11 protein-coding genes are annotated in these 16,584 nt (G+C 48.7%); 5 read left to right on the top strand and 6 right to left on the bottom strand.

Features of this window, described 5'->3' with window-relative positions; genetic code table 11:
- Positions 1-89: 89 nt before the first annotated feature.
- From carB to ACNI23_RS06310, 5 genes are all read left to right on the top strand, one after another.
- Positions 90-3,323: a carbamoyl-phosphate synthase large subunit gene (gene carB / locus ACNI23_RS06330; RefSeq protein ID WP_420247359.1), complete on the top strand. Its 3,234-nt coding sequence runs from the start codon at positions 90-92 to the stop codon at positions 3,321-3,323.
- A 162-nt stretch (positions 3,324-3,485) separates the two neighbouring features.
- Entirely contained in the window at positions 3,486-4,877 is a 1,392-nt protein-coding gene (gene purF, locus ACNI23_RS06325; protein ID WP_420247358.1) for an amidophosphoribosyltransferase, read from the top strand.
- Between the two features lie 24 nt (positions 4,878-4,901).
- Entirely contained in the window at positions 4,902-5,432 is a 531-nt protein-coding gene (locus ACNI23_RS06320; RefSeq protein ID WP_420247357.1) for a YkgJ family cysteine cluster protein, read from the top strand.
- A 12-nt stretch (positions 5,433-5,444) separates the two neighbouring features.
- Positions 5,445-7,856, top strand: coding sequence for a penicillin-binding protein 1A (locus ACNI23_RS06315; RefSeq protein WP_420247356.1), 2,412 nt, complete (start codon positions 5,445-5,447; stop codon positions 7,854-7,856).
- Between the two features lie 181 nt (positions 7,857-8,037).
- Positions 8,038-10,209, top strand: coding sequence for a methyl-accepting chemotaxis protein (locus tag ACNI23_RS06310; protein ID WP_420247355.1), 2,172 nt, complete (start codon positions 8,038-8,040; stop codon positions 10,207-10,209).
- A 46-nt stretch (positions 10,210-10,255) separates the two neighbouring features.
- Here the strand turns inward: ACNI23_RS06310 and ACNI23_RS06305 are convergent, their stop codons facing one another.
- From ACNI23_RS06305 to ACNI23_RS06280, 6 genes are all read right to left on the bottom strand, one after another.
- A complete protein-coding gene (locus ACNI23_RS06305; protein ID WP_015852040.1) occupies positions 10,256-10,951 on the bottom strand; it encodes an orotate phosphoribosyltransferase in 696 nt (231 codons plus the stop codon).
- A 66-nt stretch (positions 10,952-11,017) separates the two neighbouring features.
- On the bottom strand, positions 11,018-12,061 hold the full coding sequence (gene pyrC, locus ACNI23_RS06300) for a dihydroorotase (RefSeq protein ID WP_420247354.1): 1,044 nt from the start codon (positions 12,059-12,061) through the stop codon (positions 11,018-11,020).
- On the bottom strand, positions 12,058-13,392 hold the full coding sequence (locus ACNI23_RS06295) for a Zn-dependent hydrolase (RefSeq protein ID WP_420247353.1): 1,335 nt from the start codon (positions 13,390-13,392) through the stop codon (positions 12,058-12,060). Before ACNI23_RS06295 ends, pyrC begins: the two co-directional genes overlap by 4 nt.
- A gap of 14 nt (positions 13,393-13,406) precedes the next feature.
- Positions 13,407-14,684: a TRAP transporter large permease gene (locus ACNI23_RS06290; protein WP_420247352.1), complete on the bottom strand. Its 1,278-nt coding sequence runs from the start codon at positions 14,682-14,684 to the stop codon at positions 13,407-13,409.
- A gap of 20 nt (positions 14,685-14,704) precedes the next feature.
- A complete protein-coding gene (locus tag ACNI23_RS06285; protein ID WP_420247351.1) occupies positions 14,705-15,223 on the bottom strand; it encodes a TRAP transporter small permease in 519 nt (172 codons plus the stop codon).
- A gap of 126 nt (positions 15,224-15,349) precedes the next feature.
- The gene (locus tag ACNI23_RS06280; RefSeq protein WP_420247350.1) at positions 15,350-16,369 is read right to left on the bottom strand and encodes a TRAP transporter substrate-binding protein; all 1,020 of its coding nucleotides are present in this window, start codon (positions 16,367-16,369) and stop codon (positions 15,350-15,352) included.
- Between the last annotated feature and the right edge of the window lie 215 nt (positions 16,370-16,584).

The raw sequence follows: 16,584 nt of genomic DNA, 5'->3' as shown, positions 1-16,584 counted from the left end.
CTTGCCCATCTGCGAGTTATGATTTATGTCTTTCTGTCTCACCACAAGTCCTAACGCCAATATTTCAAAACCATTATTGGATGGAGTTCATGCCTAAACGCACTGATATCAAGAAAATTATGCTCATCGGCTCCGGGCCGATCGTCATTGGTCAGGCCTGCGAGTTTGACTATTCCGGTACTCAGGCTCTCAAAGCCCTTAAAGAAGAGGGGTACGAAGTTATTCTCGTTAACTCTAACCCCGCAACCATCATGACCGATCCCGTCTTAGCGGATCGAACCTATATTGAACCCATCGAACCCGGCACCATTGCCAAAATCATAGAAAAAGAACGACCGGATGCATTGCTGCCTACCCTTGGTGGACAGACCGCACTGAATACCGCACTTGCCGTTGCAGAAATGGGAGTGCTCGAAAAATTCGGTGTGGAATTGATCGGTGCATCTGTTGATGTAATTGAAAAAGCCGAGAGTCGCGAGCTTTTCCGTGCAGCCATGGAAAAAATCGGCCTCAAGGTTCCTACCAGCCGTATTGCCCGCAACCTTGACGATGTCCGCCGCTGCGGTAAGGAGATCAGTTTTCCCATCATCATCCGTCCTGCCTTTACCCTTGGTGGTACCGGTGGCGGTGTTGCTTACAACATGGAAGATCTTGAAGATATCGCGATGCAGGGTATTTCTGCCAGCCTCCAGAACGAGGTAATGCTTGAGGAATCCATCCTCGGCTGGAAGGAATATGAGCTGGAGGTCATGCGTGACCGCAAGGATAACTGCGTAATCATCTGTTCCATTGAAAACATTGATCCCATGGGCGTGCATACCGGTGACTCCATCACCGTTGCTCCTGCACAGACTCTGACTGATGTTGAATACCAGATGCTGAGAGATGCTTCTCTCGCCATTATGCGCGAAATCGGTGTTGAAACCGGTGGTTCAAACGTACAGTTTGCAATCAACCCGGAGAACGGCGAGCTGGCTATCATCGAGATGAACCCGCGTGTATCCCGTTCTTCCGCACTTGCTTCCAAAGCAACCGGATTCCCCATTGCCAAGATCGCAGCGAAGCTTGCAGTGGGTTACACCCTTGATGAAATTCCCAACGATATTACCCGCGAGACAATGGCCTCTTTTGAGCCGACCATTGACTATTGCGTAATTAAGATTCCCAGATTTACTTTCGAGAAATTCCCCGGTTCCGAAGATTACCTGACCACCGCCATGAAGAGTGTCGGTGAGACCATGGCGATCGGCAGAACTTTTAAGGAATGCCTGCAGAAAGGTTTGCGCTCTCTTGAAGTCGGTATGCCCGGTTTCGGTAAGGTCTTTGAACCCAGCGATATAGACCGTGATAAATTGATTGGTCTTATCCGCAAGCCCAACTCCAAGCGTATGTTTTACCTGCGTGAAGCTTTTCTCGCCGGTATGACCCTTGAGGAAATTTTCGATATCACCAAGATTGATCCCTGGTATCTGCACCAGTTCGAAGATCTGGTGACCTTTGAAAAAGAACTCCGTCAGTTCTCCCTTGAAACCGGACTTTATTCCGGTGACAAGCGGGTTCCGGTCATGTTCAAGCAAGCCAAGGAATACGGGTACTCCGATCCGCAGCTGGCAACCATGTGGAGAGAGACTGAAGAGAACGTCCGTAATTTCAGGAAAAAACTCGGTCTGGTTCCCACATATTATCTGGTTGATACCTGTGCAGCGGAATTTGAGGCTTACACCCCTTATTTCTACTCCACTTATGAGTCCGGTCAGGAAGCTGAATCCATGCCTGAACGCAAGGTTATGATTCTCGGCGGTGGACCAAACAGGATCGGGCAGGGAATTGAGTTTGACTATTGCTGCTGTCACTCCGCTTTCGCGCTGGAAGACATGGGCGTGAAGTCGATTATGGTCAACTCCAACCCTGAGACCGTATCCACTGACTACGATACTTCTGACAGACTTTATTTTGAGCCGCTTACTTATGAAGATGTGCTCAACATCATTGAGTTTGAAAAACCTGAAGGCGTAATCGTCCAGTTTGGTGGTCAGACTCCTCTGAACCTTGCGATTCCGCTGCTTAAGGCCGGTGTTAATATCCTGGGTACTTCCCCGGATGCAATTGACCGCGCTGAAGACAGGGAAAGATTCCAGGCTCTGCTCAAGAAACTTGATCTTAAGCAGCCGCCGAACGGAACCGCTATGTCCCTCGAAGACGCTAAAGCCATTGCTGAGCGTCTTGACTATCCTCTTGTTCTTCGTCCTTCCTACGTCCTCGGCGGACGTGGAATGGATATCGTATACAGTGACGAGGAATTCGATTCCTACTTCCGTGAAGCAGCGGTTCTTTCACCGGAACATCCGATTCTCATTGACAAGTTCCTTGAGAATGCGGTTGAAGTCGATGTAGATGCTCTCGCTGACGGCGAACAGACCTATGTTGCAGGGGTTATGGAGCACATCGAGGAAGCCGGGATTCACTCCGGTGACTCTGCCTGTGTTCTGCCTCCGCATACCCTTAGCGATGAAATCGTCAAGGAAATTGAGCGTCAGACGGTAGCACTTGCTGAAGAGCTGGAAGTTGTTGGCCTCATGAATATTCAGTTCGCAGTCAAAGACGGCGATATCTACATCATCGAGGTTAACCCCCGTGCATCCAGAACCGTGCCTTTCGTAAGTAAGGCTACCGGTATCCAGCTGGCAAAGATGGCGACCAAAGTAATGCTCGGTGAAAAGCTCAAGGATCTCGATCCTTGGTCTAAGCGTAAAGAAGGGTTCTACTCCGTCAAAGAGGCGGTATTCCCCTTCAACAGATTCCCCAACGTAGACGTAATGCTCGGACCTGAAATGCGTTCTACAGGTGAGGTTATGGGCATGGATTACACTCCCGGCCTCGCTTTTATGAAAGCTCAGCTTGGTGCGGGAATCAAACTTCCGTTGGAAGGAACAGTCTTTATTTCTGTGAAAGACAGAGATAAGGAGGCTATCCTGCCCACAGCCAGAAACTTTGAAAATCTTGGATTTAAGATTCTGGCTACTGGCGGAACTGCTGATTATCTGTTTGAAAACGGAATCGCTACGAAGAAGATTCTTAAGGTTAACGAAGGTCGTCCTCACGTTGTTGACTATATCAAGAACGGAGACATCGACCTTTTGATCAACACCCCGTCCGGTAAGCAGACTGTTTCTGACTCCAAGGAGATCAGACAGACAACGTTGCTTCACGGACTGGCATATACAACCACTGTCGCGGGAGCTCATGCCATGAGCCTGGCAATTGAAGAACACCGCGGTAAAGGGCTTGATGTGCAGTGCTTACAGCACTATCATGATATGTAAAAGTATATAAACAGGAAAACGGACCGGGCTTAACGCGCGGTCCTTTTCCTTTTTAGGGTGGTTCCAGTGAGGCTTACCGGCCCCGGAACTCCCATTTGTATTGGATTGTTTTGCAAAAAACGTAGCCGTAATTTTAAAGCTTACATTGCAAGAGCAGGAAAGATGAAAAAAGAATATTGCGGACTGTTCGGGATTTATGGACATCCTGAAGCAGCAAGAATGACATACTTTGGCCTTTACGCTATGCAGCATCGCGGACAGGAATCTGCCGGGATCGTTACATGGGACGGTATTAGCATCCGTGAGCAAAAGGGCATGGGCCTTGTTGCAGATGTTTTCAATGAGCGTCATTTGGGCAAAGAACTTAAAGGCGACATTGGTGTCGGACATATCCGTTATTCCACAACCGGGGCTTCTCTGATCAGGAACGCGCAGCCTTTTCTCGTTAAGTTTGGTGATCTGCATCTGGCTATCGCCCATAACGGAAACCTCGTAAACACCCTTGAGCTGCGTCAGGAACTTGAGGCACAGGGATCTATTTTCCAGACTACCATGGATTCCGAGGTCTTTGTTCACCTGATTGCTAAGAATCTTAACGGCAATACCATTGAAGATGCTGTTATGAAGGCCTGCCGGAAGTGTAAAGGAGCTTTCTCCCTGCTGATCATGGCTAATGATAAGCTTATAGCGGTTAAGGATCCTAACGGGTTCCGTCCGCTGGCTATCGGTCGTGTTGGTGATAATTATGTTTTTGCTTCCGAGACCTGCGCATTTGACTTGATTGATGCTGAGGAAATTCGTCCTCTTAATGCCGGTGAAATGGTTGTAGTGGAAGGCGGAAAACTGACTTCCTACACCTATTGCGAAAGCGCTCCCAAACGTCAGTGTATTTTCGAGCTTATTTATTTTGCACGTCCTGACTCTACTGTTTTCGGTGAAGTCGTTTATGAAAGACGTAAGAAAATGGGTGCGGTTCTGGCTGAGGAACAGCCGGTTGATGTTGATTTCGTCATGCCTTTTCCTGACTCCGGTAACTATGCTGCTGTAGGTTTTTCCCAGCAGTCCGGTCTGCCGCTTGAGCTGGCTATGATTCGTAACCATTACGTGGGCCGTACTTTTATTCAGCCTTCTCAGGATATGCGTGATTTCAGCGTTCGGGTTAAACTCAACCCGGTTAAATCCATGATCAAGGGCAAGAAAATTATGATCGTGGAAGATTCCATTGTCCGCGGTACTACCACCCGGACCAGAATCAAGAAGCTGCGCGAACTCGGTGCCCGTGAGATTCATATGCGGGTCAGCTGCCCGCCGATTCGTTTCCCTTGCTACTACGGTATTGATTTCTCTTCCAAAGGAGAACTCATTGCCGCTAACAGCACTGAAGAGGAAATCGCACGTTTCCTCGGCCTTGATTCCCTGCACTATCTGTCCATTGACGGATTGTTAAGTTCAGTGGAAGACAAGGACTCCTACTGCCTTGCTTGTTTCAATGGCGATTATCCCATTGCTCCTTGCAAGGGATACGGAAAAATGTGCCTTGAGAATGAAGGTTAATAGAATCGGGAGTCTTAGATTATCATGAGCGATCCTTTTGTATGCGCGAGATGTGCCGCCAAGGGGCCGACATGTTGTGAACTGACTCCGGGTGCAGAGGAAGTTTGTTTCCCTGTCTCTGAATATGAACGGGAACGCATCATTGAATGCGTTCCCGATTCCGGTGGGTTTGCTTTGCAAGTGAACACCCCGGTTTTTATTGAAAATTTATTTAGACTTTTTCCGGGACAACGCAAAAAAGTAAAAGAACTTTTTCCTCCCGGTGGAATGCATTATCGATTGGAAGTTGATTCCAATGGAAAATGTTTGTTTCTTGGCAGCGAGGGCTGTATTATCCCTAAAGAAGTCCGGCCCTTGTATTGCCGGCTTTTTCCTTTTTGGACAGATGAAAACGGCAGAATTACACTTCTTGAAGTTGAAAAATGCCTTGCCCAGCAAGAAAATAAGACTCCGGGCAGGCTTTTTAAAGCTCTTGGACTTACCCAGGCCGATGTGCGTGAATTGCACAGCAGGCTGAGAATAGCTTGGGGTTTTGCTCCACATGCAGATGACTGATGAGAATCACAGATGAAAAAAGTATATAAAATCCTACTGATAGTGACGTTGGCGATGGGAATCCTCGGCGTAGGGTCCATGGCCGGACTTTATTTCTGGGCTGCCAGCGATCTGCCCGGATTTAAAAATATTACCGATTATAATCCTCCTCTGGTTACAACTGTTTATTCCCGCAACCACAAGGTTCTCGGATATTTTTATAAGGAAAAGCGTTTTCTGGTCCGCATGGATGAGATGACTCCGTTATTGCCCAAGGCTTTTCTGGCTGCGGAAGACGCTTCTTTTTATCAGCACGACGGTGTTGATTTTACCGCTATTTCCCGTGCTTTTGTTGCCAACATGAAGAGCGGCGCAAAAACTCAGGGCGGGAGTACCATCACCCAGCAGATCATTAAACGTTTGCTGCTGACTCCAGAGAAGAGCTACAAGCGTAAGCTTAAGGAAGCTATTCTTGCTTTCCGTCTGGAGCATTATCTTGAGAAAGATGAAATCCTTACCATTTATCTGAACCAGATTTATCTCGGCGCAGGTGCTTATGGTGTTGAAGCTGCAGCGCGTACCTATTTTGGTAAGCATGTAAATGAACTTACCGTTGCTGAATGTGCGTTGCTGGCCGGATTGCCGCAGGCTCCCAGCCGCTATGATCCCCTGCGTCACCCTGAACGGGCTAAGGCGCGTCAGCTTTACGTACTTGGACAGATGTATGAGCATAATTGGATTTCCCGCGACGAGTACAACAAGGCTGTGGAACAGCCGCTTGTTTACAAGAGCATGGAAGATCCTTCATGGAAGCACGGACCGTATTTTCTTGAAGAGGTTCGCCGCTGGCTGATTGATAAATATGGTGAGGAGACTGTCTACAAAGGTGGGCTTAATGTCTACACTTCCTGCGATATCAAGCATCAGGATGCAGCTGATGTAGCCGTTAAGCAGGGGCTTGAAGCCTCCACCAGACGCCGTGGCTGGAGAGGGCCTTTGTTGGAACTTAAGCCGGCTGAATATGCCGGATTCCTTGCTTCTGAGATTATTCCCGAATCGGAACTGCGCCCCGGAGAATGGGTTAAGGTTCTGGTGACCAAGGTTTCCAAAAAAGAAGCTTTGGTTAAGTTCGGCACTTATGCCGCAACCATGCCGGTTACGAGCATGAAATGGTGCCGTACTCCTGATGTGAAGAAAGCTCCTGAAGATGTCCGTCCCCAGAAGGACGCTACCAAGATTCTCAAGAAAGGTGATGTTGTCTGGGCAAGGCTCGATAAGGCTTTCTTCAAAGACGGCAGCGAAGTTAATTTTAATCAGGTTGATCCTGAAAAAGACACCTTGGGCGATGTAAGCTGGTTGGTTTCTCTGATGCAGAAGCCAGTTGTGCAGGGCGCGCTTGTTTCCATGGACCCCAAAACAGGTGATGTTTTGGCTATGGTCGGTGGTTATACTTTTGGCGGTGCTCACGGCAGCCAGTTCAACCGTGCCACTCAGGCTAAACGTCAGCCCGGTTCTGCTTTCAAGCCTATTGTTTATTCCACTGCTATGGATAATGGTTTTACCACGGCCTCAATTATGATGGATGCACCTTTTGTGTACACCGATATGGAAGCCGGTAAGCTGTGGAAACCCCAGAACTTTGAGGGTGTTTTCTACGGACCGACCCTGCTGCGCACAGCTCTGGTTAAATCCAGAAACCTTGTGACTATCAGGCTGGCCCGTAAGATGAGCATCGATAAGATCATCCAGCGCGCCAAAGATCTTGGCCTTGAAGCAGACTACCCCAGAGACCTTTCTGTGGCACTTGGTTCCGGCTCCGTCACCCTGCTTAATATGGTTGAAGCTTATTCAGCCTTCGCCAGGGGTGGCTCACGCGTAAAAGCCCGTCTGGTTCTTTCGGTTAACAGTGCCTGGGGCGAACTCCTTTACGACTCCAAGCCGGAATTTACCGATGCCATCAGCCCGCAGACTGCCTACATTATGTGTGACCTGATGAAAGAGGTTGTCCAGCATGGAACAGGCTGGAGGGCTAAAGTTCTGCGCCGTCCGGTTGCCGGTAAAACCGGAACCACTAACAACGAGCAGGATGCATGGTACATGGGATTTTCTCCCTATCTCGTAACCGGTGTATTTGTAGGTTTTGACCAGCTTACACCTATGGGTAAGTGGGAAACCGGTTCACGTGCCGCAAGTCCGCTCTGGGTTGCTTACCGTAAACAAGTGGAAAACGATTACCCTTATGAGGACTTCCCTCAGCCCGATGGTGTGGTCATGGCCAAGATTGATGCTGCTTCCGGCTTGCTTGCCGGACCTAATTCCAAGGAAACCTACTTTCTGCCGTTTAAAGAAGGAACACAGCCTACAAGGACCGCATCCGGTTCAGGTGAGGATGGAGACTCCGGCGGAGTAGGCTCCAGTGAGGATTTGTTTAAGCAGACCTTCTAGCCGATTCCAGTAATTAAATATTAATCCCCCTTATACTGAATAAGTATGAGGGGGATTTTTTTTGATTAGTATAAAAATAAGCTCTTGTGTTACATTACCGTTACAAAGCTGTATTGGGTGTAATGGCGGCACTGATACAGTTACAGCGAATTTCGTATTAGTCCTTTAGAATGGGGGAAATATGAGTTTATTGGATAATTTTAAAATTAAGACCAAGTTTTTAGGCAACATCATAATTGTCCTCAGTTTGTGCGCCTCTGCACTGGGCATGTACCAGTTTGCCCTCACTAGATCTGGAAACGGTTATACTGATGTTCTCAGCAAAGAGGTTTATATTTCACAGCAGGTCCAAAAAGCAGAAATAGCCATGCTTGAAGCTCGCAGGTCCGAAAAGGATTTTATGTTGCGTAAGGATATGAAATATCCACCGCGAGTTGAAAAGAGTGTAGACGAGATAGTTGCAGCAATGGATAGTGTTTCCAGAGTTGGGCATAATACCGGGGTTGATGAGATTGCAAATCTTGCATCTGAAATTAAGAATTATGCACTTCAATATTCGAACCTTTTTAAGGAAGTTGTCCAAAGTTATGTGACAAAAGGGCTAACCTCTGAAGAGGGTGTACAGGGGGAATTCAGAGCTGCTGCCCATATGATAATGAACCGTGTGCCGGAATTTGCGGTAGATGATTTATATTTGCAATGGTTGCAGATGCGCAGGTACGAAAAAGATTTTATGAGAACCGGAGTTGCTAAATACCGTACCCGTTTTCTGGCAGCGGTGAATGACTACAAAGAAGGATTGAATAACAGTGCATGCGCTGCGAATGCTAAGGAAGCACAGCTTGATGAACTGAAAGCATACACTCAAGCCATGAAAAGTATTATGCAGGGAGTGCCTGCAGATGTTAAGGCTTCACTCTATTTGCAGGCACGCACTTCAGCAGGGAATATGGAAAAAGCCTTGCTGTCCGTATTTGTTCCGCAGGTTCAATCTTTAATCCTCTCAGTACGCAGGCATGAAAAGGATTATCTGCTCCGTGGAAGCGAAAAATATATGAAGAAAACCCTCTCCAGCCTTGAAAATCTGAAGCTTGCTTTTGTCAGTTCTTCTATACTGAAGAAAGATAGACTTGAGATTGAAAAAGGGATCGAAAGCTATCGCGCTGCCTTTATGGCTCTTGTTGATGAAAATGACCGTATCGCTGAACAGAACAACGCAATGCGGGACGCAGTACATGCCATTGAACCTGAATTGATAAAGATTAGAGAAATGGCGTCTGAGCGCATGGGGCAACGCACGGTAGCTCTTGAAGTTGAAGCGGGCGTATTTTCAAAGACGGCAATGAGTATTGGGGGCGCTGCACTATTCATCGGTATTGTGATTTCTTTGTTGGTTACGAATTCTATTGCCCGCCCGTTACGTACCGCTGAGAGTACTGTCATGAAGATGGCTGATGGTGATCTTAACCAGAACGTGCAATCTTCCAGCCGTGATGAAACCGGAGTAATGCTTAATGCTATGGGCAATATGATTTATAAGCTTCGTGATGTTGTTGGCGGAGTCAATTCTGCTGTATCGAATATTGCGGCTGGCAGTGAAGAACTGGCTGCAACAGCTGAATCAATGTCTCAGGGGTCATCCGAGCAGGCAGCGAGTGTCGAGGAACTTTCTGCTTCAATTCATTCGGTCACCAGATCCATAGAAAAAAACGTTCATAACTCTCAGGCAACATCCAGAATTGCATCTCAGGCAGCAGCAAAAGCAGATGAAAGCGGAAAGGTCGTCTCAGGTGCTGTCGTGGCGATGAAAGATATCGCAGAGAGGATTACCATCATTGAAGATATCGCACGCCAGACAAATTTGCTGGCACTTAATGCTGCAATCGAAGCTGCCAGAGCCGGGGAGCACGGTAAGGGATTCGCTGTTGTCGCCGCAGAGGTTCGAAAGCTGGCTGAGCGAAGTGGAGTCGCTGCCGGTGAAATAAGTGAGCTTTCTACCAGCACACTCAACGTGGCAGACAGGGCAATTCAGATGCTTAATGAGCTGGTACCGGAAATTGGAAGGACTTCCGATCTGGTTGAAGAAATTAACGCCACCTGTGCGGAACAGGATGAAACGATTAAGCAGATTGGCGTGGCGGTCTCGCAGGTAGAGGTGGCAACTCAGACCTCTGCTTCTGCGGCAGAGGAGGTCTCGGCAACATCGCAGGAACTGGCTGGACAGGCAGAGAGTCTGCGTAGAATGATGGGCTATTTTAAGTCTGATTCAGATGGGCCTCGCGAAGTAACCGATTTGGATGAACCAAAGGCTCTTGCTTCTGCTGACGACTATGATGGAATGGATAGGTTTTAAAAAATGGGGGATATCAAACGATATCCCCCATTTTTATTAGAATAGCTTACTCGGGGTAGGTAGAGATGCCACCGTGAGCGGCAGACCAGTCAACGGGGTTGTTGAGGAATTTTTCTACTTCTTCGAGTGATTTGTTGTCGAAGTACTTTTCTTTCTTGGCAACGTTGAGGATATCCCACCAGTTTGCAAGAGAAAGCATTTCGAGTCCTGCTTCAGCAAGGGTTTCCTTTGCTTTGGGGAAGATGCCGTAATGGAAGAGCACGAAGGTGTGAGTTACTTCAGCACCAGCTTTACGCAGGGCCTGTGCGAAGTTGATCTTGCTGCGACCATCGGTAGTCAGGTCTTCAACCAGCAGGACTTTTGAACCTTCTGCAAAATCACCTTCGATCTGAGCGTCACGGCCGAATCCTTTGGGTTTTTTGCGTACGTACTGCATGGGCAGCATGAGGCGGTCGGAAAGCCATGCGGCGAAAGGAATACCTGCGGTTTCACCACCTGCAACGCAGTCGATGGATTCGAATCCAACTTCGCGCAGGATTACGGAAGCACCGAAATCCATCAGGGTGTTACGAACGCGGGGGAAGGAAATGAGCTTGCGGCAGTCAATGTAAACCGGGCTAGCCCAGCCGGAGGTGAACTTGAAGGGTTCATCTGCCCGGAAGTGAACTGCTTCCACTTCAATGAGCATTTTCGCTGTGATTTCAGCGATGGTTTCTTTGTCAGGAAAGCTGGTAGGAACCATTTTTTCTCCTTGTGTTATTTTATAGCGAAAAAAAAGCTGAACCGAAATATATCGGTTCAGCTGGTATCAATCAACCAAATCCCAAAATAAGGGAGTATCGGGTTTGAATATCTTTACGATATCTCCTCCGACTTTGATTTGCCAGTCCATTTCAACGGGGTTTTCTCGTTTGGCCAAAGTAATCGCGCTGCCATTAGGAGAAAATCCGTAAAATCTGGCTCCGTATATTGAAGTAAACCCTTCGAGTTTGTCCAGAGCGTTCAGCTCGTCAAACACTTGAGTTACATATCCAATTGATGTGGGGGCATTGAAAATACCCGCCGCTGCTCCGGCCTTTTCTTTAGCTCGGGCCGGATGGGGGGCTGAATCAGTGCCGAGGAAAAATCTTTCATCACCGGATACGGCGGCTCTGCGCACTGCCTCGCGGTCTTCAAAGGTCTTGGCTACGGGCAGACAGTACATGTAAGGATTCATGCCGCCTTTGAAAAGATCATTGCGGGTCAGCAGCAGATGATGCGGGGTGATGGTTGCGACCAAGTTTTCATCCTGCTCAAGCACGTAATCAACTCCGGCCTTACTGGTCAGATGTTCGAATACTATTTTGAGTTCAGGGAAATTTTTGCGTACCGGTTCAAGCACCCGTTCGATAAATACTGCTTCACGGTCGAATACGTCCACTTCCTGGTCGGTGACTTCGCCGTGTACGGAAAGGGGCATTCCGATTTCCTGCATGGCTTCCAGCACGGAATAGACATTTTTGATGTCTGTAACGCCGTTGTCGGAGTTGGTGGTCGCACCGGCCGGGAAAAGTTTTACTGCATGAAATGCTTTGACAGCGTAGGCTGTGTGAATGTCTTCCGCAGAGGTCGAATCCGTAAGGTAGCAGGTCATGAGCGGTTCGAAATTCGAACCTTCAGGGCGGGCAGCAATGATGCTTTTACGGTATTCTTCGGCCTGCTTTGCGGTAGTCACCGGAACAGTGAGATTGGGCATGACAATGGCCCGACCGTAAATATTAGCACTGGAAGGAAGCACTGCCGCAAGCATTTCACCTTCGCGCAGGTGAAGATGCCAATCATCAGGGCGTATGATGGTTATTTCGTTGTTCATAAGTTGAACTCCGTGATTGTGCGGTGCAGTACTGAAAGGCCCCGGATGAAGTCTTCCATGTCCATTTCCTCTTCCGGGTTGTGTGAGCCGTTGCGGTTGCGCACGAATATCATGCCTGTGGGGACACCCGCGTTGGCGAAGAGCGAGGCATCGTGCCCAGCTCCACTGGGAATAGCTTCTACAGGTAAGCCTTCCGCAATGCAAGCATTGTTTATACTATCCACGATTTCCTGATTAATTACAGCGGGCGGAGTCTTAACTGGTTTGTCGAATTCAAACTTAACCCTGCGCTCATAAGTAATCGTAGCGCATTCGGAGTGGAGCAGGGCTTCAATAGCCGCAAGAGTATGCTCATACTGGCTGCGGGCTTCAAAACTGAAGGTCACTTCACCGGGAATGCGCGACATGGCATGGTGCTGCGGATCGGTACAGAGGATACCACAGGTTGCCACCAGATCGCCACCATGCTGAAGGATGGTAGTCCAGTGGTCATCAATACGTGTTATCAGTTCAGCGGTGGCAAATACCGCATCCTTGCGCAACCAGCGGGGAACGGCCCCGGAATGTCCTGCCTCACCGATGCATTTAATCTTGCGGTGACGGATATTGCCACGGATTCCGGTTACTGCAGCAACAGGCAGGTTACGGGCGATCATGACCGGACCCTGCTCGATGTGCAGTTCAAAAAAAGCTTTAATCTTTGAAGTGTCGATGAGCACTTCACCTTTGGCAATTCGTTCTACATCAGCACCGCAATCGATCATATGATCTTTCAAGGGTCGACTGTCATCACGCTGGAGCAGTTCCTGTTCGGATTCTTCCAGCTTACCAAGCAAAGCTTTGGAACCGAGATAACAGGCTCCGAACCACGCGCTCTCTTCACCGCGCAGGGCGATAACTTTTACCGGAACTTCAGGAGTCTTGCCGCTGCGCTTGATTTCTGCAAGGCACAGCAGGCCGGCAATTACTCCTGCAGCACCGTCATAGTTTCCGCCTTGGGGCACAGAATCAAGGTGCGATCCTATAAGGATGTATTCTTCGTCTTCGGGTATCTTTTCCAGTTCAACTACAAGGTTTGCGGCATTGTCGCGGTAGGTGATTAAACCTTCCTTGTGTGCGAACTTTTCAATCATTTCAAAGGCACGGGTTTCCGCTTCTCCGTATGAAGGACGGGAGACCCCAGCCACATCACGGGACAGGTCTTCCAGATCACTGAAGAGCTTTTCCGCTTCTGCGGTAAGATGCTCAAGGGAAGCCCGATTCTGTGGAATCGGGTGCGGGCTGTTACTGTTACCAGTGCCGCTCATATTTCCGGTCATTGCGTTCATCATTTTAGATTACCTTTTTAGGGGGCAACAAGGCTGGGCAGGAAAGTTGCCACGCCGGGAACGTAGGTTACCAGAATAAGGACCAGAATGTTAATGAACAGGAATGGCCAGACCCCGTTGATGATGGACATAACAGGCTTTTCCAAAGTGGAGGAAGCCACGAAGATATCCAGCCCAAAGGGGGGGGTGATCATGCCGATGCAGATGTTCAGGCAGACGATCTGACCGAAGTGAATGGGGTCAACACCCATGGAAAGTGCTACCGGATAAAGCGGCGGCACAAGGATCAGCAAAGCTGAGTTGGGATCGATGAACATCCCTGCAAGGAAAAATGCCACGTTAACGATCATCAGGAAGGTGATCGGACCGGCCTGAATGTCATTAAGGAAATTGGTGATCAGTACCGGAACCTGAGCCAGCGTTACAAAGTAGGAAAGCACGCTTCCCATTGCCAGCAGGATAAAAATAATAGTTGTGGAGATAGCAGCTCTCTCGGTGATGCTGATTAACCGGGAGAAAGACAGGTTCTTGTATACGAATGCTTCAATAAGGATGGCGTAGACTACTGATATAGCTGCAGCCTCTGTGGGAGTGAACAGTCCGGAGTAGATACCGCCGAGAATAATGATCGGCAGGCCCAGTGCCCATGCAGCTGATCTGAAAACAGAGAAGAAAGGTTCAGTGGTTTTTTCGCCACGGCCGACACCTTTGCGCAGGGATTCAAATACAACCAGTCCTGCAAAGGCAAGTCCGAGGGCCAAGCCTACGCCAAGACCGCCGATGAACAGACCTGTGATGGAGGTTCCGGTCATCCAGCCGTAAATAATAAGGGTAATACTGGGCGGAATGAGCAGGGCGGTTTCAGCACTGGAAACAATCAGGCCGAGGCTGAATTTCTCGCTGAATCCGGTTTTGCGCAGCTCCGGGTACATGAGTTTACCCATAGCAGCAACGGTTGCCGGTGCTGAACCGGATACGGAACCGAAAGCCATGGAACCGAAAATTGTGGTGTGTCCGATACCGCCGAGACGGTGTCCGGTAAAAAATTTAATAAGATCTGTGAGGCGTTTGGCAATCTGGCCTGACGCCATGAGTTCTGCGGCAAAGATGAAGAAAGGGATTGCCAGCAGAGTGGAAAAGTTGATTCCGCCGACCAGTTTCTGGATCAGTACCGGATCGGGAATACGGGGAAACATGAAGGTCTTGGTCAGGAATGCGGGTACGCCGAGTACCAGCAGCATTTCAAAACCGCAGACGAGCATCAAAAGAGCGATGATAATAATTACAGGAGTCATTTTCTGCTACCTTATATTAATTACTTGGTCAGGGTGGTGATGGGCCGGGTGTGACGGTCGTTAATACTTAAGAGTTCGAGCAGGTAGCGCAGGGCCAGCAGTCCGAATCCAACAGTAGGCGCAATGTAGAGCCAGTACATGGGCAGTCCCAATGTGGGGCTGAGCTGTCCGGTGCGCATTACGAATTTAACAAGGGCGATACCCAGCCAGACCAGATAGCAGCTGAAGACAGTTCCGGTCAGGTTGATCAGGATGCTGACCGCCTTGCGGGGCAGGTCGGGCATTTTTTCGAAAAGTGTGGTTACAGCCACCTGACGTCCTCTTTCAAGGGCGAGGCCGAGAGCGAGAAATACCGCCCAGACCATGAGTAAGCGAGTGGCTTCATCAATCCATGCGAAAGTGCTGGCGTATTGGGGCATTATCTCCCTTACCAGAACATTAAAAGTATATAAGCCGACCATGATCAGGTTAATGGAAATGATCAGCACTCTTTCGATTAAACGTATCCCGTTCAGCAGGGAACCAAGCAACTCACGCATCCTGAAAACTCCTGGTGTAACTACCTAAAACATTGTTTAGGTTTCTCTTTCACCAAATTCTAATCTATGAATATATTTAAAAAAAGGCAGGAGAGGACATCCTCTCCTGCCGAGATAAACGTCTTACTATTTTACAATACGTGCGTATTCTTCTTCGTAAAGCTTGATCAGCTCCTGACCCTGAGCACCTGCGCGTGCAAGGTAAGCAGCTTTGGTTCTGGGGTACATGAGTTCACGCATGGCAGCGCGGTCTGCAGCCTGCAGGGGAGTAACCTGCACGCCTGCTTTCTTGATAACTTCAAGAGCGTCTTTCTGAGCCTGTTCTTTGTGGGCTTCAACACCGGGCATTACTTCCATGAAAGCATCCACGATGATCTTCTGGTAATTTTCAGGAAGGGATTCCCAGTAGGAGGGGTTGAAGAGAACGTAGTCTTCCATTGCACCGTGCTCGGAAGTTACGAGGTATTTCTGTACTTCGTAGAACTTCATGCGCTGGATGGTGTCGAGGGGGTTTTCTTCGCCGTCTACAACACCGTTCTGGAGAGCAGTGTAGAGTTCACCGAAAGGCAGAGCGATTGCAGATGCGCCGATAGCTGCGAACTGTTCGATGAGGATTTTGGAATCCATTACGCGGAAGGACTGGCCTTTGTAGTCTGCGATAGTGGTGATAGGCTTGTTGGAGGTGAAGTTCTTACGACCGTTGGGCCATGTTGCGATTGCTTTGAAGCCTCTGGATTCAAAGGATTTGAGCAGTGCTTTACCAAATTTACCCTGACGCAGTTCCTGTGCTTTTGCGCGGTCAACAGGAAGCAGGAAAGGAATGTCCATGATGGAAACTACAGGGTTGAATCCGCCGAGGAAAGCTGCAGCGGAAACAGTACCTTCAATGGTTCCGAACTGTACGCCTTCGTTCATTTGGCGCTGGTTGCCAAGCTGAGAAGAAGGGAAAATTTTGAATTCAACTTCGCCGTTGGTGCGCTCTTTAACGAGCTTGGCGACTTTTTCCAGACCCTGATGGCGGGGCTGCAGGGGGGATTCAAGGTGACCGATGCGTGCTTCGTATTTAGCGGCATTAGCGGAAATAACCCCGCCCATAACCATGCACAAAGCAAGAGCTACTGTAACAATTCGTCCGAAAAATTTCATTCTGGAAGCCTCCTGAAAGTGTGAGCGTGAAACTGGCAGGCAGAATCACAAGATCAAGTCGAACCGAAATCAAAGATTCCGGCGTGTTCCCGACTGGCAATCGGGTTTGCTTGCAAATTTAACAGCCAGCAAAATGAATTAAAAGGAAATTCTTTTTAGCTTGCAGTTATGATTTGATTTGGTGGATTTCAATCAAAAAATAGATTTTTGTCAAG

It is taken from the genome of Maridesulfovibrio pacificus (SeqCode), from assembly GCF_048612815.1.
Lineage (GTDB): Bacteria > Desulfobacterota > Desulfovibrionia > Desulfovibrionales > Desulfovibrionaceae > Maridesulfovibrio > Maridesulfovibrio pacificus.
This window is presented reverse-complemented; position numbering and strand designations above follow the sequence as displayed.

What these genes read in the sequence shown, in the direction of transcription:
- carB (WP_420247359.1), top strand. Translation starts at nt 90, where the DNA reads ATGCCTAAACGCACTGATATCAAGAAAATTATGCTCATCGGCTCCGGG.
- ACNI23_RS06315 (WP_420247356.1), top strand. Translation starts at nt 5,445, where the DNA reads ATGAAAAAAGTATATAAAATCCTACTGATAGTGACGTTGGCGATGGGA.
- ACNI23_RS06310 (WP_420247355.1), top strand. Translation starts at nt 8,038, where the DNA reads ATGAGTTTATTGGATAATTTTAAAATTAAGACCAAGTTTTTAGGCAAC.
- pyrC (WP_420247354.1), bottom strand. Translation starts at nt 12,061, where the DNA reads ATGAACAACGAAATAACCATCATACGCCCTGATGATTGGCATCTTCAC.
- ACNI23_RS06320 (WP_420247357.1), top strand. Translation starts at nt 4,902, where the DNA reads ATGAGCGATCCTTTTGTATGCGCGAGATGTGCCGCCAAGGGGCCGACA.
- ACNI23_RS06305 (WP_015852040.1), bottom strand. Translation starts at nt 10,951, where the DNA reads ATGGTTCCTACCAGCTTTCCTGACAAAGAAACCATCGCTGAAATCACA.
- ACNI23_RS06285 (WP_420247351.1), bottom strand. Translation starts at nt 15,223, where the DNA reads ATGCGTGAGTTGCTTGGTTCCCTGCTGAACGGGATACGTTTAATCGAA.
- purF (WP_420247358.1), top strand. Translation starts at nt 3,486, where the DNA reads ATGAAAAAAGAATATTGCGGACTGTTCGGGATTTATGGACATCCTGAA.
- ACNI23_RS06295 (WP_420247353.1), bottom strand. Translation starts at nt 13,392, where the DNA reads ATGATGAACGCAATGACCGGAAATATGAGCGGCACTGGTAACAGTAAC.
- ACNI23_RS06290 (WP_420247352.1), bottom strand. Translation starts at nt 14,684, where the DNA reads ATGACTCCTGTAATTATTATCATCGCTCTTTTGATGCTCGTCTGCGGT.
- ACNI23_RS06280 (WP_420247350.1), bottom strand. Translation starts at nt 16,369, where the DNA reads ATGAAATTTTTCGGACGAATTGTTACAGTAGCTCTTGCTTTGTGCATG.